General features: G+C 35.9%; 21 protein-coding genes and 1 tRNA gene. 11 read left to right on the forward strand and 11 right to left on the reverse strand.

From position 1 onward, the window contains the following. Positions 1-216: 216 nt before the first annotated feature. Positions 217-663, reverse strand: a complete 447-nt coding sequence (locus ACN0U3_RS12795; protein WP_299201388.1) for an Lrp/AsnC family transcriptional regulator — start codon at positions 661-663, stop codon at positions 217-219. Positions 664-815: 152 nt separating this feature from the next. Here ACN0U3_RS12795 and ACN0U3_RS12800 point away from each other — a divergent pair, with 152 nt between their 5' ends. Continuing rightward, the gene (locus tag ACN0U3_RS12800) at positions 816-2,066 is read left to right on the forward strand and encodes a cystathionine gamma-synthase family protein (RefSeq protein WP_417266528.1); all 1,251 of its coding nucleotides are present in this window, start codon (positions 816-818) and stop codon (positions 2,064-2,066) included. Positions 2,067-2,220: 154 nt separating this feature from the next. On the opposite strand, the gene ACN0U3_RS12805 is transcribed toward ACN0U3_RS12800, so the two are convergent. Both ACN0U3_RS12805 and ACN0U3_RS12810 read right to left on the reverse strand, forming a co-directional pair. Further along, positions 2,221-2,595 carry a DUF3127 domain-containing protein gene (locus ACN0U3_RS12805; protein ID WP_299201390.1) on the reverse strand — a complete coding sequence of 125 codons (375 nt, stop codon included), beginning with the start codon at positions 2,593-2,595 and terminating at the stop codon, positions 2,221-2,223. Between the two features lie 16 nt (positions 2,596-2,611). Continuing rightward, positions 2,612-3,508 (reverse strand): flavin reductase family protein, encoded by an 897-nt coding sequence (locus tag ACN0U3_RS12810; protein ID WP_417266529.1) that lies wholly within the window; start codon positions 3,506-3,508, stop codon positions 2,612-2,614. 224 nt (positions 3,509-3,732) lie between these two features. Between ACN0U3_RS12810 and ACN0U3_RS12815 the strand changes: the two genes are divergently transcribed. Next, positions 3,733-5,058 carry a DUF389 domain-containing protein gene (locus tag ACN0U3_RS12815; protein WP_299201392.1) on the forward strand — a complete coding sequence of 442 codons (1,326 nt, stop codon included), beginning with the start codon at positions 3,733-3,735 and terminating at the stop codon, positions 5,056-5,058. A gap of 37 nt (positions 5,059-5,095) precedes the next feature. Next, on the forward strand, positions 5,096-6,022 hold the full coding sequence (locus ACN0U3_RS12820; RefSeq protein WP_417266530.1) for an RluA family pseudouridine synthase: 927 nt from the start codon (positions 5,096-5,098) through the stop codon (positions 6,020-6,022). A 43-nt stretch (positions 6,023-6,065) separates the two neighbouring features. Here the strand turns inward: ACN0U3_RS12820 and ACN0U3_RS12825 are convergent, their stop codons facing one another. The 4 genes from ACN0U3_RS12825 to ACN0U3_RS12840 are packed head-to-tail and all read right to left on the reverse strand — an operon-like array spanning position 6,066 to position 8,015. After that, the gene (locus tag ACN0U3_RS12825; protein ID WP_299201394.1) at positions 6,066-6,704 is read right to left on the reverse strand and encodes a hypothetical protein; all 639 of its coding nucleotides are present in this window, start codon (positions 6,702-6,704) and stop codon (positions 6,066-6,068) included. Between the two features lie 59 nt (positions 6,705-6,763). Next, the gene (locus ACN0U3_RS12830) at positions 6,764-7,156 is read right to left on the reverse strand and encodes a T9SS type A sorting domain-containing protein (RefSeq protein WP_299201395.1); all 393 of its coding nucleotides are present in this window, start codon (positions 7,154-7,156) and stop codon (positions 6,764-6,766) included. A gap of 2 nt (positions 7,157-7,158) precedes the next feature. Beyond that, a complete protein-coding gene (locus ACN0U3_RS12835) occupies positions 7,159-7,425 on the reverse strand; it encodes a DUF493 family protein (RefSeq protein WP_417266531.1) in 267 nt (88 codons plus the stop codon). A gap of 2 nt (positions 7,426-7,427) precedes the next feature. Further along, positions 7,428-8,015, reverse strand: a complete 588-nt coding sequence (locus ACN0U3_RS12840) for a hypothetical protein (RefSeq protein WP_417266532.1) — start codon at positions 8,013-8,015, stop codon at positions 7,428-7,430. Between the two features lie 70 nt (positions 8,016-8,085). Between ACN0U3_RS12840 and ACN0U3_RS12845 the strand changes: the two genes are divergently transcribed. Together ACN0U3_RS12845 and ruvX are read left to right on the forward strand one after the other, a co-directional pair. Next, positions 8,086-10,503, forward strand: coding sequence for a M1 family aminopeptidase (locus ACN0U3_RS12845; protein ID WP_417266533.1), 2,418 nt, complete (start codon positions 8,086-8,088; stop codon positions 10,501-10,503). Beyond that, positions 10,504-10,914 carry a Holliday junction resolvase RuvX gene (gene ruvX / locus ACN0U3_RS12850; protein ID WP_299201401.1) on the forward strand — a complete coding sequence of 137 codons (411 nt, stop codon included), beginning with the start codon at positions 10,504-10,506 and terminating at the stop codon, positions 10,912-10,914. 10 nt (positions 10,915-10,924) lie between these two features. Here ruvX and ACN0U3_RS12855 read toward each other — a convergent pair whose 3' ends face one another. Beyond that, positions 10,925-12,433, reverse strand: coding sequence for a sodium:solute symporter (locus tag ACN0U3_RS12855; RefSeq protein WP_417266534.1), 1,509 nt, complete (start codon positions 12,431-12,433; stop codon positions 10,925-10,927). Positions 12,434-12,534: 101 nt separating this feature from the next. Continuing rightward, positions 12,535-12,924, reverse strand: a complete 390-nt coding sequence (locus tag ACN0U3_RS12860; RefSeq protein ID WP_299201403.1) for an START-like domain-containing protein — start codon at positions 12,922-12,924, stop codon at positions 12,535-12,537. A 68-nt stretch (positions 12,925-12,992) separates the two neighbouring features. Here ACN0U3_RS12860 and ACN0U3_RS12865 point away from each other — a divergent pair, with 68 nt between their 5' ends. The 3 genes from ACN0U3_RS12865 to ACN0U3_RS12875 all read left to right on the forward strand — a co-directional run bounded on the left by ACN0U3_RS12865 (position 12,993) and on the right by ACN0U3_RS12875 (position 15,375). After that, positions 12,993-13,742, forward strand: a complete 750-nt coding sequence (locus ACN0U3_RS12865; RefSeq protein WP_417266535.1) for a methyltransferase family protein — start codon at positions 12,993-12,995, stop codon at positions 13,740-13,742. 97 nt (positions 13,743-13,839) lie between these two features. After that, positions 13,840-13,913 (forward strand) — tRNA-Met (locus ACN0U3_RS12870). A 1,033-nt stretch (positions 13,914-14,946) separates the two neighbouring features. Continuing rightward, the gene (locus ACN0U3_RS12875; protein WP_299201406.1) at positions 14,947-15,375 is read left to right on the forward strand and encodes an Hsp20/alpha crystallin family protein; all 429 of its coding nucleotides are present in this window, start codon (positions 14,947-14,949) and stop codon (positions 15,373-15,375) included. 43 nt (positions 15,376-15,418) lie between these two features. On the opposite strand, the gene ACN0U3_RS12880 is transcribed toward ACN0U3_RS12875, so the two are convergent. Both ACN0U3_RS12880 and fsa read right to left on the reverse strand, forming a co-directional pair. After that, on the reverse strand, positions 15,419-16,336 hold the full coding sequence (locus tag ACN0U3_RS12880) for a glycosyltransferase family 2 protein (RefSeq protein WP_417266536.1): 918 nt from the start codon (positions 16,334-16,336) through the stop codon (positions 15,419-15,421). Positions 16,337-16,359: 23 nt separating this feature from the next. Continuing rightward, positions 16,360-17,016: a fructose-6-phosphate aldolase gene (gene fsa / locus ACN0U3_RS12885; RefSeq protein ID WP_299201410.1), complete on the reverse strand. Its 657-nt coding sequence runs from the start codon at positions 17,014-17,016 to the stop codon at positions 16,360-16,362. A 265-nt stretch (positions 17,017-17,281) separates the two neighbouring features. Between fsa and ACN0U3_RS12890 the strand changes: the two genes are divergently transcribed. Genes ACN0U3_RS12890 through ACN0U3_RS12900 form a run of 3 tightly spaced genes read left to right on the forward strand, consistent with a single transcriptional unit; the run spans position 17,282 to position 19,782 of the window. Beyond that, positions 17,282-18,394: a hypothetical protein gene (locus ACN0U3_RS12890; RefSeq protein ID WP_417266537.1), complete on the forward strand. Its 1,113-nt coding sequence runs from the start codon at positions 17,282-17,284 to the stop codon at positions 18,392-18,394. Position 18,395: 1 nt separating this feature from the next. Next, positions 18,396-18,986, forward strand: a complete 591-nt coding sequence (locus ACN0U3_RS12895) for an RNA polymerase sigma factor (RefSeq protein WP_417266538.1) — start codon at positions 18,396-18,398, stop codon at positions 18,984-18,986. Further along, positions 18,976-19,782, forward strand: coding sequence for a hypothetical protein (locus tag ACN0U3_RS12900; protein WP_417266539.1), 807 nt, complete (start codon positions 18,976-18,978; stop codon positions 19,780-19,782). The genes ACN0U3_RS12895 and ACN0U3_RS12900 overlap by 11 nt, the downstream gene beginning before the upstream one ends. The last annotated feature ends 171 nt before the right edge of the window (positions 19,783-19,953 follow it).

Consider the following 19,953-nt stretch of genomic DNA (forward strand, 5'->3'; position numbering starts at 1 on the left):
GTGTATCTTACATTTCAACTGAATGCGATGCATCCAGTTGAAATAAGCTGGGCTTTCAGCCCGCAATTGGTTAAAATATGGGTTTAGAAAATTCTAGAAGCATGAAACACTATTGGGGTGGACTTCAGCCCACCCATAACAGCAAGCCTACGGTTCCCCAAAACCAAGGACTCACGACCTTGGCTAAAAATATGCCGTACCTTCGGCATTTTTTGTTTACATGTTCTTCACCACGTCTAAAACAAATGTGCTTTTTATTTGACTAACATTGTTGAGGGCAGCAAGCTTACCAGAAGAGAACTGATGATAATCATCCAAGTTTTTTACCATGACTTTCAGCAAGAAATCATTCGCACCACCCATTAGATAACATTCCAATACTTCAGGGAGTTTCCGAATTTCCTCCTTGAAGTTTTCAATCTCTTTCAGTTTTTGAACATCTAAAGACACAGAGCAGAAGACATACATTCCGTTGATTAGCTTGCGATTGTCAATTACAGCTACATATTTCTCTATGATTCCTGAACGTTCTAGCTTTTTAATTCGTTCGTAAACAGGTGTTTTACTAATCCCTACACGATGCGAAAGTTCTTTGATGCTCATTTTCGCATCCTCCTTTAGCAAGGAGATAATCTTTTGATCAACTTCATCTACTCCATTCATGGGATAATATTCTTTTTATGGGTTAATTTTAAGGTGCAATAGTTTGTTTGAACCAAAAATACGAAATTTGTAGAATAATATTCCAAAAACTGCGTAAATATAGATTGAATAGAGTATATGTTTACCTTTGTAGGGAACAAAATAATGATAAAATGAAAAAGAATTTTAAGCCAGAAAGTTTGATGATGACACATGGTTATAAGCCAGAATTATCCGAAGGATCGATCAAATGTCCTATTTTTCAGACTTCAACTTTTGTTTTTCAAACAGCAGAGGAGGGAAAGAAATTTTTTGAATTGGCCTACGGTCTTCGAGAAAAAGAACAGGATGAAGAATTGGGATTAATTTACAGCCGAATTAACAATCCAAATTTAGAAATACTTGAAAATCGTTTGGCGTTATGGGACAAAGCAGATGATAGTGCGGTGTTTGAAAGTGGAATGTCTGCCATCAGTACCGTATTGCTTGAATTCCTAAAACCTGGTGATTTATTGCTTTATAGTTCTCCAACTTATGGAGGAACAGATCATTTTATTCATGATTTTCTACCTAAAATCGGAGTTGATGCCATTGCATTTCACCCAGAGAATACGGAAGAAGAAATTATTGAAATCATTAAAAGCACAGGTAAAGCAGATCGTTTAGGATTGATTTATATTGAAACTCCTGCAAATCCAACCAACTCAATTATAGATATTGAAATGTGTTGTCGCATTGCAAAGCAACACAAAAATGGAGAAGGGAAAACCTACGTTTGTGTAGACAATACTTACATGGGGCCTGTATGGTCAAAACCTTTGGAGATTGGTGCAGATTTAGTCGTTTATTCTGCAACTAAATTTATTGGTGGTCACAGCGATTTAATTGCTGGAGCTGTTTTGGCGAATGCTGAGTTAATGGTACGTGTTAAAACCTTAAGAACTTTCCTTGGAAATATGGTGAGTCCACATACTGCTTGGATGATGATGAGGAGTTTAGAGACCCTAAAAATCAGAATGGAAAAACAATCTCGCAATGCTGAAAAAATCGCTGCCTTTTTAGATGCACACGATAAGGTTGAAAAAGTACATTACCTTGGGTTAATTAAAGAAGGGTCTAAAGATTACGATTTGTATAAACGTCAATACAATTCGCCAGGTGCTATGATTTCTTTTAACATCAAAGGAGGTGAGAAAGAGGCTTTTCAATTTTTGAATAGTTTACAGCTAATTCAGTTGGCAGTAAGTTTAGGGAGTACGGAAAGTTTAGCACAACATCCACAAACAATGACACACTGTGCAATTGAACCAGAAGCGCGTGAACGAATGGGCGTAACCGCAAATTTGGTTCGTGTTTCTATTGGAGTTGAAGACGCTGATGATATCATTTGGGATGTTCAACAGGCCTTGGAACAGGTGAAGTAATAAATTAAAAATTTAATACAGCAGTAAAGCGGTTCCATTGGGGCCGCTTTTCTTTTATTAATGTCCTTTTTATAAGGAAGAAAAAAAACCGCTACTTATTAAAAGCAACGGTTTTGTTTTCTTAGAATGTTGTTCTGTTTTAAAGCAGAAGAAACTAGAATGGTAAATCGTCGTCTCCTTCATCAACCAAAGTTTCAGCACTGTCAGCGCTCGCTGGCATGATGTCCGGTGGAGTAGGTGTTCCTCCTCCTTGCGATTTTTCTAATCTCCAAACGTCTAGTGAATTGAAGTATTTTACTTCACCTTGTGGGTTTGTCCACTCGCGTCCTCTTAAGTTGAAAGTTACATTTACTGCATCATTCACATTGATATCGTCTAATAAACTAGTACGATCTTGAGTCAATTGAAATAAAATATCTTGTGGGTAGTTTCCTGAAGCATCAGTAACTACAAATTCTCTTTTTTTGAATTTTTCTGTGATTTGTTCTGTGTCTTTTTTGACTTTTACAATTCCCGAAATGCTTAACATAATGTTGTTGTTTATTTTATTGGTTATTAAATGCTAAAAGTGTTTTCCAAGCCTCTTCAATCTCGTTTTTCGCTAAATATAATTTGGCTAATTTATGAAGTTCGATTTCCAATTGAGCAGGTTCGTCTTCTAAAGTTACAAAAAGTTCTGATAATTCGATTAACTTAAATTCGTTTACATCTGTTTCGTTAGGAAGTTCTTCAAAGCCTCCAAGTTTTCCTAAGTCATTGCCGCTAAGTATGTTGCTGGATTTGATGTCTTCAGGAATGTTGTCAAGTCCCATTCCAATTCTCGTAACAGGTTTTTCTACCTCAAACATCGAAGCTTCATTGGCACGACAATACCAGTTTCCACCCATTCGAGAAACAAGGTCGATTTTATGCTGGTCGATCATTTGATCTTCATCTAAAATCTCCTCGTTAATGTGAATTTTAACTACTTCACAAATGATTAAATTTCCAGCACCACCTCCTTCGCCAAGTTCTTTAACTTCGAGGACTTTACATTCCATTTGAACTGGAGATTCTTTGACCCTAAAAGGCTTTACTTTGTCGGAAGGAACAGGTGTTAATCCGCTTTTTATGAATTCATTTACGTCAATGTCGTACGGAGAAGAACATAAACTCATTTGCTCTACCATGTCAAAGTTAACGACGTTAATTACACATTCCGCAACTTTTTTCACGTTCTCATAAGTGTCCTTGGTTTTCCCAGTTCGTCCACTGTTGGCAGGCGAAAAGACCAAAATTGGTGGATTTGCACTAAAAATATTAAAGAAACTAAATGGGGCCAAATTGGGTGTTCCGTTCTCATCAATGGTTGATGCAAAGGCAATCGGACGTGGTCCAACAGCACCTAATAAATAGCGATGTAATTGTGGGACAGGAAGATCCTTGGGGTCTAATGTTAACATAATATCAAAATCGTTTTTTGCAAAGAAGCAAAGGTAATGCTATTCTTCCTCAATAAAAATGAAAGTGTAATTTTGTTGAAAAGTATTTCCTTTTATTTAAAATGCTTAAAATTTGATTTTTGATGCTCTGATAATTCTGTCAACATAAAGATCTTTTAATTTTTCTTATACTTTCTTAATATATCCAACGTTATACTATATTTGTTCTAAAAATTACATCGAATATGATGATGACCCCTGCTCAAGCTTTTAGGAAAATCACAGAATACTTTAGTTTGGATTCTGAAGTTGAAGCGCACGATAGCATACATGCCGAAATATTGAAAGGAATCGCCTTTAAAGGGACAAATCTTTGGATTTTGGTTTTTGCAATTGTTGTGGCTTCTGTAGGACTCAACATCAATTCAACTGCAGTGATTATTGGAGCCATGCTTATTTCGCCATTGATGGGGCCGATCAATGCGATGGGATATAGTATTGCAACCTATAACTTTGAACTTTTTAAGAAAGCGGCCAAAAACTTTTCCTTTGCTGTGGGGACCAGTTTAGTCGCTTCTGCAACTTATTTTGCATTGAGTCCACTATCGACTGCTCACTCAGAATTACTCGCCCGTACAAGTCCGTCGATTTATGATGTATTGATTGCCTTTTTTGGTGGATTGGCCGGTATTATTGCAATTGCAAGTAAAAATAAAGGAAACGTTATTCCTGGGGTGGCTATTGCCACAGCTTTAATGCCGCCTTTATGTACAGCTGGTTATGGACTGGCGACTGGGCAATTTGACTTCTTCTTTGGAGCGATGTACTTGTTTACGATTAACTCTGTTTTTATTGCGATAGCTTCGGCATTGGTTGCGCAGTTTTTGAAATTACCAATCAGAACAATTGTTGACCCAAAACAAAAAAAGAAAGTTAACAGATGGATTACATTCGTGATTATGGCTGTGATTCTTCCGAGTATTTATTTCGGTTATGGGTTGGTGCAGAATGAAAAATTCAATGAAAACGCCAATCGTTACATTGAAAATGTAAGCCTGTATGAAGGGAATTATTTGCTTAAAAGTGATGTTAACCTGAATAAACGAGAAATAACTTTGGTTTATGGAGGAACAGCATTAACAGAGTTTCAAAAAGATCATATTAAGGATAAGGCCAATAGTTTTTGGTTGGAAGGTGCAACAGTTAAGATCCAACAAGGAATTTCTTTTTCAAAATATGGTGACGGTGGTGAATCTATACAGTTGCGTGAGGAACTCGCACGATTGGTGAGTGAAGTTAAACGTAGGGATGTTCAATTAGACAGTATTCAGCAAAATCAAAGTTTAGGTCGTGTATTATTAAAAGAAATTAAGACGATTTATCCACAGTTTAAAACTTGTACTTATGCTGATTCTTATACCTTTTCAGATTCATTGCGTGCTCCTCGAAGAACAGCCTTGGTCTTGTTTACTTTGGATACTCTGAATTTCACAAAGGAAGACCAAAAACGTGTGAATACCTGGGTGAATTCTCGTGTTCAAGCTGAAGAGGTTAAAGTATTTTTTGAATAATTCAAAGCTTATTCATAGCTCTTCTTATTTTTGATAAATGTCAGAACAATATCCTGCTCAAAACCATGAAATTGAATGTATTCAAGTCGATTCATGCCTTGAAAGAACAAGAATCTATGATTTTTTATTGGGAAAATTGGAAAGCATTACTTCTCGTAAAGGCATAAAAAAAGCCTTGTCTAGAAATCAAATTTATTTGAATGGTGTATTGGCAAAGTCTGGCGATTATGTTCAGTTGGGTGATGTCATTAAGGTTTATGAAAATCAAACGATTGCTTATAAAGCCTTTGAAATCGAATTGAATGTTATATTTGAAGATAATGAATTGGCTGTGGTAGAAAAACCTGCTGGAATTCCTGTTTCTGGAAATACCTTTAAAACGCTGCAAAATGCATTGCCCAATCACCTTCAGAAAAGTACAGCCAAAGACTATCTTCCGATTCCGCTTCCGGTTCACCGATTAGATGCACCAACTCACGGTATTGTGATTGTAGCGAAAACACATGGTTCGCGTGTTGCTTTGGGACGTATGTTCGAAAATCGTGAGCTTACTAAATACTATACGGCAATCGTGCAAGGTCAACTTGAGGGAAAAGGTCAGCTGAATACTAAAATAGAAGAGAAGTCTGCATTGACTTATTTTAAATCAATTGCTGTTTTTCCATCGGTTAGAAATGAATGGATTTCACTACTAGAGCTTTCACCTTTTACGGGGAGAAAGCACCAATTAAGAATTCACTTGGCCAGATTAGGATTTCCTATAATTGGGGATCAAGCCTATGGAAAGAAGGGAGATACATTGAAGCACAAAGGGTTGTTTCTTGCTGCGACTGGAATTTCTTTTCATCATCCCATGACAAATAAAAAATTACATTTTGAAATTGAAGCACCCAATAAATTCAATCGATTTTTAGAAAGAGAAAAACGTTGGGTAGAACGCATAGAAAAGCAGAAAGGGTTGTGATTTATCCTTATATGACGAGCATAATTTGACTTTCGAAGGCAATTTACTTTTTCCCGAAGTAATAAGAATAACCAAATCCAATGGTGAAATATGAGGTGATACTCTCTAATCGATCGTTGTCGATACCACTGAAATTATCAACTCCCATTTGATGTGGTTTAAATTGGAAAGCGTGGAAGGCATAACCTAAAGCCAATCTGAAAGAAGTGTTTTCATTTCCCATTAAAGAAAGTCCTAAGGTTGGCTCTACAAATCCACCGTCATTGATATAAGGTTTCCCCAGTAAATCATTGTTTTTATTGGTGTCGAAAATGTTCATGGTGTATCCGATTCTAACGCCATAATCCAAACCGAAATTACCATAATATTTTTCTTGACCGATTTTCCCAAATACTCCTGCAATGTGGGCTCCTCCAGACATGCCAATGTTGTTTTTAAATTCATTGACGTTAAAGAAACCATAGCGAAGTCCCGCACCAAGCGAAAATGAATTTTCAAAAGTATATTGGTAGGAGGGAGTCACAATGACTAAGCCTTGCATTAAATCTCTAAAAGCATAATTCGTTGCGTTATTTGGCAAACCAATCTCTACTTTAAAGGAAGAGCTAGGACTAAAATCAGCTTGTGCATTTACAGTAAGAACTGAACAAATCAATAGTAGGGAGAAAATTAATTGCTTCATAACATTTATTTACTTTCAATATAACGGATTTCCTTAACGAACATTGTTAAAACTAAAAATTAATTTCTAATCTCAATGAGTTTGCGGGTTTTTTGATTTACAGTTTGTGCTTGATAAAAATAAAATCCATTCTCAAATTCACGGGTGTCCAATTGAATCACTGTTCCTCCTTTATTAAATGTTTTGCTTTCAATGATCTTATTGACTTTTTGGTCGGTTGAAAATACACTGACTTCAACTTCCATCGGATTGTGCATTTCAATAAAGATAGGTACAATCCCTGTGGCAGGATCTTTTTCAATAGGGTGTAAAACCAAGTATAGCTCCTTTTCTATCCTTCCTTGTTTCAAGCGCCTTACCAATAATCTGTAAGCGATGAAAAAGATTAAAATACCCAATGTTATCCATAAGATGGTTGAAAGGGTTTGTTGTATGTCAATGACTAATAGCATGTTTAAATGATTATCACACCTTCTATAAGTGCAGTTTTTTCGTAAATTTTAATAACACTTTCAGAGCTCATCATTATTTCTTTTACACTGATGCTCGTGTATGTTCCTTTGCTTGATGGTCGCATGTTGATGTCTGAAGCATCGTTAAACATACTCGTAATTTGTGCAATCTTATGATTGTCACTTGGGGCGATGAATTTAAACATGTATAAACTCGGCCACTCCTCTTGGTCTAATTGTAATTTTAATTTGTCAAATTGTCCTTCCATAACTAATCTTTCGCCAGCAAAGTTAATCTTTTTACTTCTTTCTTAACGCTTTCAGAGAGATTATTGTAGTTCTCTTTTAGGACGTTTAGGGAAGTGGTGTCGATTACTTTTGCTGTCTTTTTTAATTCTTTTAATAATTCCATAGGGTCGGGCTCCTTTCCCCGAACTACCTCTATTTGGTCTTCTTCACTTGCTGGGTGCGACCAGTGTTTTGCGAATTGACCTTCAGTATTTAACCATTGATGAACTGAATTGTTCAAATCATGCAAGTTTTGTGCTTGTAAGACCTTTGATTTATGCTGATTACGCAAGGTGTGAAAAGCGTGAAAAGCAGCAATGAAATCATCAGGGAACTCATGTTGTTTTTGGGTGATATCCAAAGGGGATTCATCTACCATCGTCTGTTCTGTTAAGGTCAAATATGCTTGGTGTTGTTGCGCTAACCTGTTTAATCTTCCTTCCCAAACTTTACGAATAGGTGGACGGGTCAGAAAAAATTGTTTCTGCTCGAATAACCGCTGTTCCCATAAGTCATCCAAATCATCTTCGGAGCTGTGGGGGAAAAATATATGCGCTTGCTCTTTGTTCATGTCGCAAAATTAATGACTTCCTTTCGTTTTTCTTTGATTAAACCGTAAATTCGTCGAGTAGTTTAAAAAAATGAACTTAAGAAATCCGTTTATGAACAATATATTGAATTTATCAATCGTATTTTCTATCCTTATCACCCTTGCTTTTAAGTCGTTTTCTCAAAGTAATGGGGAGATTGATAACATGAGAAGTGATACGCTTGATGTGATTGAGTACCAGATGAAAATGGACCTTACGGCAATGTCATCGCAAAATCTAAAAGCGTCTTGTAAGGTGACTTTTGAAAGTAAAATGAATGGCATTGATGGAATTTCTTTGGATTTGCTTCAGTTGACTGTCGATTCAGTGCAATGGAATGGGCAGGATTTGACTTACACCTATAACGATACACTTTTACGCGTAAACTTTTTAGCGCCCTTAAACACTGGGGATCAAAGCTCAGTGACTGTTTATTATCAGGGGACGCCTGTGATGGATCCTTCTGGATTTGGTGGATTTTATTTTCAAGGAGACTATGCCTATAATCTAGGTGTTGCATTCTTGTCAGAACCGCACAACTATGGTCGAACTTGGCATCCTTGCTTTGATAATTTCGTAGAAAGGGCAACTTATGATATTGAGTTAACAACTCCTGAAGGAATTACTGCTTATGGAAATGGATACATTCACAGTGAAAGTACAGGACCCAACAATGAAAATATCCGCAGGTGGATCATGAATGAAGAGATACCAACTTATTTAGCTTGCGTTGGAGCAGCTCCTTATACGCATGTGAGTCAAACCTACAACAGTTCGTTGACCAATTCAGACACGCCAGTGATGTTGATTGCAAAACCTCAAGATACAACAAAGTTTAAAAATTCATTTGTGAATCTATTTGGTGCAATGGATGCGTACGAATTGAATTACGGACCTTATGAATGGAATAAAATCGCCTTTTTATTGGTGCCTTTTAATGGAGGAGCAATGGAGCATGCAAGTTGTGTGACCTATCCTGGATTTGCAATTGATGGAACCTTGAATTACGAAACCTTAATGGCGCACGAACTTTCTCACCACTGGTGGGGCAACCTGGTGACGTGTAGAACAGCTGAAGATATGTGGATCAACGAAGGTTTGGCTTCTTATAGTGAGTCCATCTTTTTGGAACACGTCTATGGTTATGAAAGTTACATAAATGAGTTGAAAAGCGTTCATAGAAACGTGATTCAAAAGGCACATTACGATGATGGCGCTTTTTTTCCGATCTCAGGGGTTCCTCACGATGCAACCTATGGTTCGCATACCTATAGCAAAGGAGCAACTTTGATGCATAATCTTCGTTCTCACATGGGGGACACAGATTTTTTTAACGGACTCAAAGCCATTCAGTCAAACTTTGCTTTTCAAACCATCAATGCCGCAGAATTTAGAGATGCTTTGACGAATTCAACGGGATATGACGCGACCCATTTCTTCGATAACTATGTTTTTAATCCTGGGTTTAACGGATATGAGGTAGATTCATTCGCGGTAAGCCACCAAGGCGGACAGTTTGATATCGAAGTGCATATTCAGCAAAAATTATTCGAAGCACCTAGTTTATTTTCAGATGTCCCTGTTCAATTGACTTTTGTTGGAGCAAATAGGGAAACGCATTCGCAAGTTGAGCTTATTTCAGGAGCAACACAAATAGTAACAACTCAACTTGCTTTTGAGCCTGTAATGGTTTACTTGAACAAAGATAATTTATTGCTGAACGCCGTTACAGGAGAGGATGTGTTGGTCACAGAACCTTTCTCATTGCAAATGAATTACCCTTATTTTTATTTAAAAACCACAGAGGAAGAGGACACTTCATTTCTTCGAATAGAACACTATCGTCTAGCACCTGATGGAATAAATAACTCCAATACAAATTTTGAATATGTCAGCTCTCCAGACCGTTTTTGGAAAGTTGACGGAGTGTTTTCTAATAGTTTTAAAGCTGAAGCAAGATTGTTTTATGATGGAAGAAATATTGCAGGTGGTGGATTGGATTTAGGTTTGATGACAGATCATGCTGGGGTGACTTTCCATGAAGATAGTTTGGTATTGCTTTGGAGACCAAATCAAAAAACGGAATGGGTTGAATACGCGCATTATGCTAAGAATTCTTTTGGAAATAAAACGGATGGATATGGTAGAATGGAGCTTTCGCAACTTTTGAAAGGTGAATATACATTCGGTTTTCGAAAAAGTACTGTGGAGACCAGTGGTGAGGTTTTACCAGAGAAAATGAAAATCTATCCAAATCCAGCACATGAGATTTTGTTTATAGAATGGGATCAAGCACATAATAATCAAAAGATAAGGATTACAGATACCAATGGAAAACTCGTAGAGCAAACAGTTGTAAATGACGGAAAGCTTGTTCTTTCGACTAAAAACTATCCACAAGGAGCTTATTTTGTAATGGTGTTTGAACAGAATAATCTATTGGCAAAGCAAAAATTTATTAAAGAATAGATGAAAAGAATTTTAGGAATTGACTTTGGAATGAAGCGCACAGGTATCGCAATTACTGATGAGAACAATATTATAGCCTCTGGATTAACGACTGTGCCGACCAGAGAATTAATGGATTTTTTAATCCGTACAGTAAAAGAGAAAAATGTGGGAACTTTAGTTCTGGGTGAGCCCAAAAGATTAAATATGGAAGACTCCCACAGTTCACAAAACGTTCGATTGTTTAGAGAAGCCTTGGAAAAACAATTTCCAGCACTTCAAATCGAAATGATGGACGAAAGATTTACTTCTAAAATGGCTTTGGAATCATTAATCGCTGGCGGTGTTTCAAAAAAGAAAAGACAACAAAAAGAACTCATCGATGAAGTGAGCGCAACGATTATTTTACAGTCATATATGTCAACACTTTAGTTTTGAAAAACTAACTTAAGGTATTGTCCAGTGGTTCTATTTCTTGAACAGCAGGTTTGCTTGACATTATCCATAGTCCAAGGTAGCACAAGAGTCCATTCACACCAAGTATTTCATGTCCAGATTTATAACCATCAAACCATTCTTGTTCGTAGGATTTGAAGATGTAAATCAAAACGGGAACAATTAAACAAACAATCCATGTATAGTGATCGTCTACAATCCGCTTGCTGATGATTCCGAAGAAGAAAAGTCCAAGCAGTGGTCCGTAGGTATATCCAGCTAGAATAAATAAGGTGTTGATTACATCTTGTTCTTTAAAAGCGTTGGCCAATAGAATCACAATAAATAAAATGGCTGTCATTCCGATGTGGATATATTTTCTTACACGTTCTGCTTTTGTCTTGTCCTCCCATTGGTCAACTCTAAAAATATCGACACTGGTAGAAGTAGTCAAAGATGTTAATGCAGAGTCTGCTGATGAATAAGCTGCTGCAATTAGTCCGAGCAAAAAGGTAATTCCAATTAAATTTCCTAACCCACCGTTTAAAGCAATCATGGGGAACAACCTGTCGGTTTGTTTATCTGCTTCCATTCCGCTTATTTCACTAAATATTTCAACGTTTGCTTCTGCATACATGGCCAATAAACCTCCAAGAACTAAGAAAACAAAATTGACAAAAAACAAAATAATGGAGAACCACATCATGTTCTTTTTGGCGTCTTTTTCATTACGACAAGTGAGGTTTTTCTGCATCATGTCTTGATCTAATCCTGTCATTCCAACTGTAATAAAAAGTCCTCCCAGTATTCCTTTTAGAATGTAGTTGTTGCTTTTTGGGTCGTCGGTCACAAACCAGTCGGTCATACCTAAAGATTTTAATCCTGTGCTTACTTCTGCAACACCACCAATTGATTGTGTAATAAGGACCACACTAACAATAAGAGCGAGGAGCATGAATAAAGTTTGGAGTGTATCTGTCCATACAATTGTTTTGATTCCTCCTCGATAAGTGTAGACATAAATTAAGAGTAAAGTGACCAAAACAGATACTTCGAATGGAATTCCGTAATTACTCAATACGAAATAATCAAGTATGTCAGCAACCAAGAATAATCTAACGGAAGCCCCCAATATACGAGAGATTAAAAAGAAACCTGCGCCAACTCGGTGTGTTGTTGGTCCGAATCGACCGCCAAGATAAGAGTAAATCGATGTTAAGTTGAGTTTGTAGTAGAGGGGAAGTAGAACAAATGAAATAATTGCATATCCTAGCATGTATCCTATAACAATCTGCATATAAGAGAATCCGGAAGAACCAACCAGTCCAGGAATTGAAATAAAAGTTACTCCTGAAAGTGAGGCTCCGATCATACCAAAACTAACCAAGTACCATTTGGAGTTTCTGTTTCCAGTGAAGAATGCTTCGTTTTTAGCTCCTCTTGATGTTAACCTAGAGATAACCAATAACACTATAAAGTAGGCGAGAATAACGGTTAAAATAAAAGTTCCACTCATAATATATTATTATGGGGATAAAAGTACTTTAAATTTAACTAGGTGCAACCATCACTAAATAGGAATAGTTAAAAGCAGAGTGTTAAAAAGAATGGCTTTGTTTAGGCTCCGATTACACGACGTAATTCTTCAATAGTGTTTTCCCAATATAATTGAACCTCCTCCATTTCATCTTCTTCAGCAAAACTTGTAAGGTGTAAAACAACCGCTTTGGTCATCGGGTCCACTTTAAATCGGATTTCTACAAAGGTATCTAATCCTTCTTCTTCATCTTCAACCCATTGAAATTTCAAGTGATCATTTGTTTTTTTACTGATTAATCGTGCAACTTCTTCACTACCATTCCAGTAAAATGTGTAAATGTCGTCTTTAATGTTTACATCGTCTGCAAACCACTCGCTTAGTCCGCTAGGCGTCATTACCATAGAGTTTAAGACCTTTGCTGAGGTTTTGAAAAGGTATTCTTGTTCGAACTTAATTTTTTCAGACATGTTGTAAATATTAATTATTTTCTATCTTCGCCGAAGATTTCGGAACGCAATATACTAAAAACTTTTAAATGGCTCTTATACATTCGCTTGAAAAATCTGGGAATACCTTGTTTAAATACAGAGGTCAAATTCCTGTAATTCTCTTCATTTTAGCTGTCCCTGTAATTTTCTTTACAGATTATGGTTGGATGGAATTAGATGATAATTATTATTGGATGTTGTTGGCTTTTGCCGCAGTTCTCTCCGTCTTAGGACAAGTGATACGTGCAATCGCAATTGGAACTTCTAATAAGAACACTTCAGGTAGAAATAGAAGTGAACAAGTGGCAGACGCATTAAATACCAAAGGAATATATTCTACAATGCGACACCCTTTATATGTTGGGAACTACTTTATGTGGATAGGAATCGTCGTATTTACTGCAAACATTTGGTTTGTTATTGTAGTCTCTTTGGCTTTCTGGTTGTACTACGAAAGAATTATGTTTGCTGAAGAAAGATTCCTTGAACGTAAGTTTGGACAAGATTACTTAGACTGGAGTTTAAAGGTTCCTGCTTTTTGGCCGTCTTTTAAAAACTATGAAATGTCACCCATTTCTTTTTCAATGAAAACAATCCTTAGAAGAGAGTATTCTGGTGTGACGGCGACCATGATCGGATTCTTATTCGTTGATATTTTACGTAACTATATGATTGAAGACGGATTTATTTTACATACTTATTATATTATTTTACTTGCTGTGGCTTTGTTTATTTCCTTGTTTTTAAGAACTTTAAAACACCACACGAAAATTTTATTTGAGGAAGACCGTTCTTAGTGTTTGAAATTAGAAAAAACCTATTATATTTGCACCCGCATTGGTAAATAACACCACTGCAATCCCCACGAAAGGGAACTTAGGTAAGTGTAATTATGGCGAGGTAGCTCAGTTGGTTAGAGCGCAGGATTCATAACCCTGAGGTCGGGAGTTCAAATCTCCCTCTCGCTACTTAAAACCAGAGTGAAAATGAATACTAAAACAATCATTTTCATCTGGTTTTTTTATTTTATATATTCTGTCTCTTTTAGTGTTTTTATGGGATCAATCTCAAAAGTTGGGGAGGGAGTGGTTTTAACCACTTTTATGCTTAAAGTTTTAATGATATATTTTATTCTAAATTATAAAAAAATTTCAGGATAAGATATAGAAGAATTGGGTTACCAAGATAAGTCGTAATTATTTAAAAAGAGATTCCTCGTCGCCCCGAGTTCTCGAGACTCCATCGGAATGACAGGTGTTTGTTGGATTTGGCGGGGTAAAATTTGCTCAAGCTTCGCTTGAGCAAATTTTACCCCGAAGACCTCCTTATGAGCTGTCATTCCGATAGTTGTTAAAATCTAATATTTTAACAACTGAGGAATCTCTTCTTCCTTTTTTTGATAAAGTTTAACACTAGATAAAATTAATTGATACAGTTCTCGGCTGTAATTATTGAAAAAACACAACCTTAAAACTAGGATTAACGACCTAGCTTGGTAGCTCAGTAGGAGAATATGAAATTTTGGATATGTTTTATTCAGATTGACAAATATTTATGCTTAATCCCCAACAATTAGTCTTGATCCGTTTTTATGGGATAAGGTATATCTCTCCAAATCTGTTGACATCTTGGAAGATTAATTTGAATAATCATCTTTAATTCTGTTTATGAAATAGATAACATGTACAAGGTTTTATTGTATTATTTGTGAGGATCGACATCTTTTATGAAATGCCACCACGGAAAAGTCAGGTTTGTAAATTACTTTTACACCTATCTTTTAAAAACCTTACCTCCTTTCTAGATTAATAGTGAGTGTCTGCCTTGAAAAGTATAAATAAACAAGTCAAAAAGTCATGTTTTAAGCACGTTTACTGACTAATTGGCATTTAGGGTAGCTGATTTAAGACATTCTAACAGCGATTTTCGTTGTGTTTTGCATTGGTATTTCATTTGATAACTATAGACCAAAAGAAATTAAAAATTAAAACAATAGAAGTTATGGAAATGTCAAGAAGAAATAGTGGTTTTTTACCGTCTTTTTTAAGTGGATTTGATGAGGAGCTTTTTAATAATCGTCAAAATATGAAATTTTCTAAGGTGGCTGTTAATATTATGGAACGCGATGAAGATTATCTTGTGGAAATGGCGATACCTGGTATAAAAAAAGAAGATATTCATATTGAATTAGACGGTAACAAACTCTCTATAAGAGGTGAAGCTAAAGAAGCTAAGGAAATAAACGAAGAAAACTATACACACAGAGAGTTTTCTTATGGGGAGTTTAGACGCTCATTTACTCTGCCCAAAGATGTTGATGGTCAAAATATAGAGGCAGATTATAAGGATGGAGTTTTGAATATATCGGTTCCAAAACCAGAAGCAAAAAAGAAAATAGTAAAGAAAATTGAAGTTAAAAGTAGTAAGTAGAAGTAATAATAGTAGTTTTAAGTTAATTAATGAAAACAGAGGTCTATTGAAATTGATCTCTGTTTTTTTTATCGTAATAAGCTAAATAACTTAATCGGTAAAAATCAAACAAACGGAGAGAAGGGGAGTGACTGAATAAATTATTTTTCATCCGAGCTTCTCCTTTTCTATATAAAAAGCTGAGTAAGCCTACAAGTCCGAAGCGTTTTACTTTTTTAAAAACCTTGAAGATTTTTATCTGTTCAACAACTTCTGGTTTTTGAAATTGAGGATTGGTTACGTATTTTTCAACTGCAACGAGACTCTTTTTTAAGAATTCCTGATTGGATTCAAGCGAGTTGTGAATCAATTGGTTATCTATGTGTAAAATCGGAATTGCATTCGCTTTAAAAGTTAAGCCCAACAATGTGTCTTCGTGTCCGTAATAACCTGAATTAGGAGCGATACTTTGTTCGTCGAATGAATGTTGGTCAAATACGGACTTTTTTATAAGAATGTTGAAGCTACTCAGTGATTTATAAGGAATTTTGTTGCGTATCTCTGCTGGTTGATATTCACGATTGGTACCATAATACCAGCGCAAAACATTGTTTTTTGGAACCTGAGCACTGTATTTTACGCCTCCGATAAGAACATCAGCTTTGGGAAGGACATTTATGTAGTTCTTGATATAATTGTTGTTATCCACCAAAGCATCGGCATCAATAAATAGCAGGTTTTCAAATTGGGCTTTTTGACCCAAGACATTCCTGATTTTAGCCCTTCCATAATGAAGCTCAGATTCAATGTACTGACAATGGTCTAGTTTATTGATCGCACGATTCTCTTCCTTAAATAATTTTGAAGTATCGTCAAGAACCAATATTTCAAAAGGGATTTTTTCCGATGTACATTGACTGTGCAACGCTTCAATAAGCGCTACACAGTTAAAATTATATACGGGAATGAGTATTGAAAGCATTGTTTTAGTTCAAAGAAAGAAAACTATTTGTTTCCTTTTTCGAAATCCGCTAAAAACTGAGCCAAACCACTGTCTGTTAAAGGGTGGTGAGCGAGTTGCATGATGGCTTTTAAGGGCCCTGTCATTACATCGGCACCAATTTCCGCACAATCAATAATATGCATCGGGTGACGCACAGAAGCCGCCAAAATTTGAGTTTCAAAATTGTAATTCGTAAAAATTCTTTTGATTTGTGCGATTAAACCAATCCCATCTGCAGAAATATCATCTAACCTTCCCACGAATGGAGAAACATATGTTGCTCCAGCTTTTGCTGCCAATAAAGCCTGTCCTGCAGAGAAAATTAATGTGCAATTGGTACGGATCTTATTTTCTGAAAAATATTTAATCGCTTTGATTCCTTCTGGTGTCATCGGTACTTTTACCACAATGTTATGGTGTAGGTCTGATAGTCGCTCACCTTCTTGAATCATCCCTTTGTAATCTGTAGCGATTACTTCAGCACTAACTGGTCCATTTACGATATGACAAATGTCACGGTAGTGTTTGAGGATGGCCTCCTTTCCCGTAATGTTTTCTTTAGCCATTAATGAAGGGTTAGTGGTTACACCATCAAGAATCCCTAAATCATTTGCTTCTTTTATTTCAGCTAAGTTTGCTGTGTCTATAAAAAATTTCATATTCTCTATTTTTTACTAAAATACTTAGTTTTCTTCAATTAATGTAGATTTATAATGGAGAATTAATAGCCTTGTTTTTCATTAAAACATCAAGGAAGCTGTTGGTCTTACATGGTTTTCTTTCATACTTAAATGTTATTTGATAAAAAGTGGTGTTGATGGCGTTTATTTTTCCCTAACTTTGAATCAGTAAAATTGATGCTTCAATAAACAAATATGAACCAATGTTGAAGAGCGTTGTACAGAGATAAAAACAAGATTAATGATGAATAAATTACTCCTCCTTTTTATGCTTTTTTCTTCTGTTGTTTTGTGTCAGGAAGTTCCTGCGGTGAACAATGCAAAGAATACCTTGGAGGCTCCAGAGAAAAAAGAAATGAAAGTGCAATCTGATGACGCCACCATAGATGTTGAGTCTGCTCAATTGCAACTGTTTTCGAAGAGTGTTCAAGAACTTCAATCTGAATTAAACGCCATATCTCACTCATACACACGAAAGTCTCCAACTGCTCTTGAATTTCAAAAGATGCAAAAACAACTGGATGAATTGAAAAGGATTAATGCCCAGAGTTTTGAATATAACTTGCTGAATTATCAAGTAGGGAATTATGATTTTTCACGCCTTAAAAGTTTGAAGGACGCTGAAAAACTACAAGCCAATAATGCTGCTCTGCTTCAAGAGTTTAGTGCTTATGCTTACATCGTTAATGATGAAGATCTGCTGAATAATTACTTGAGTAAGTTAGAGCGTCAGCAGGTGTATTCGAAGGATTTACAAAAATATGCTGAAAATACGCTTCAATCATTGCCTAAGAATACGGTGTTGATTACACACGGGGATCATGACACTTATCCACTATTGATTCAGCAAAAAATTAAAAAGAACAGAAAAGATGTGGAAATTATCAGTTTGGATCATCTACAAAGTGAAGTATACAGAAAACGATTGAAAAAATCAGGATTGCAACTTCCAAAGGGAGGATTTATTGATACCGATTATTTTAAAGAATTTATGCGATTGAATGCAGCTAAGAATATTGTTGTGGCGGGATCTGTACCTCGTGCATATTTAATTAAAGCAGGAGCAGATATGAAGACTGTCGGATTGGGTGTGTCTTTTCAAGATGTGCAGATTTATGACGATGTTTGGAATCAAAATCGGTATGAGAAATCTATGAAATTGTCAATTGAGCAACATGTAAAATCGGTTAAAAACTTGCAGTTGTTGGGCAATTACTTGCCCTTCTTGTTTTCTGTTCGCAATAGCTATATTGTTGAAGGTAATTCAAATAAAATAGAAGAGGTGGAGGGTTTGATTTTACAAATCGCAAAATTGTCAAACAAGTATCAACAGGTAAGTGCACTCTTGAATAAGTAGCATGAAGATATTTGGTGTGAAATATAAAAAGCAAAGCGATGAACAGCTGGTCAAATTGATGAGTAAAGGAGATGAACGTGCTTTTGACGAGATTTATCAGCGTTATGGTTCTAAATTAGCAGCTTATTTCACCAGGAAGTTGAAGCATGATAAAGAAAAAGGTGAAGATTTTATGCATGACTTATTTGCAAAGTTAATCGATAGACCTGAGTTATTTGATCCCAATAGAAGTTTTAAAACTTGGGTTTATTCTGTGGCCAACAATATGTGTATTAATGAGTATAAAAAAATGGCAGTGCGCTCCAATACTACAAACGGCATTTCGATGGATATACAAATTTCATCAAAAAGTCAACCGATAGAAGAACAGTTGAATGAAAAAAACTTTTCATCTGACTTAGAAAAAGCGATGTCTAAACTGGAAGAGAAACACAGAGAGGTTTTTATTATGCGTCACATTGATGGTTTGTCGGTGAAAGAGGTGGCTGAAATTATGGAAATCAAACCTGGGACAGTTAAATCGCGGTTGTTTTATGCAACAAAAAAAATCGCAAGTGTTTTGCAGATGTATAATCCAGTAAATGAAGAATAAGATGGAAGATTTAATCAAAAATATAATCCTTAAGAAAAGCTACTTTGAACTTACTTCAAGTGAGCAGAAAAGTATTCAAGAATGGGCTTCAAACGAAGAGGAATTCGATGCTTTAAAAGCGGTGTTGATGGCAACGCAATCTATGGCTGATCAATCTAAAGTTGAACCTTCTTCATCAGTTAAACAACGATTGGATGATCGATTTGCTGCAAAACATGCTGGTCAAAACGTTACATTGTGGAGTAAGTTTTTACTTTTTTTCTTTCCAAAAAACACACATTTTTTCAAAAAGCCTGCCTTTCAATTGGCAATGGTAGCACTGATTGTCATACTTTTAATTCCCTTCTTGTGGCAAGAAAGAACTGCGCAATATGCCATGAATGAAGGGCAAAGAAAACTAGAGGTGGAGAAAGTTCAAAAAGAACGTATTGAAGAGCGTGATTCTAATAAGGAAGCTGGTCAGTCTCCAGATGAAGCAGACCATAAGGTTGTCGATGAAATTAAAGATATTGTGTCAGAACAAATAGAAGACCCTTTAGTTGAAGACTCGGATCTAGAAGAAGAGAAATTACTGATGGATGAAGTTGTGACCTATGATGAACAAGCTGATTTCGCCCTCGAAGAAGTTGAAGTTTCTTCACCTGTATATGAGGAAATGGAAGAACTTGTCGAAAGATCAGCACCTCAAAGTGCAATGTCAAGGGAAAAAACTTCAGATTTCTCTTTGAGTAAGTCAACATCTAAATCAAAAGTAGAAACATCTGAAACGATAAGTTTGTTAACGGCTTTATATTGATTTTTTTATCTAAAGTTCCAAAGGCACGGTTTGTTCTGACAATGTTGAGTTGACTTTTGTCAATGCTTCTATGTTTTAGAATAATGAAAACTTCAAATCAGGAGCAAGGTTTATTGAAAGTCCATGCTTCAGTTCCATTTCAAAGCTGATAATTCTTGTTGAGAAATAGTG

Source organism: Brumimicrobium sp. (assembly GCF_048268645.1).
Lineage (GTDB): Bacteria > Bacteroidota > Bacteroidia > Flavobacteriales_D > Crocinitomicaceae > Brumimicrobium > Brumimicrobium ulvae.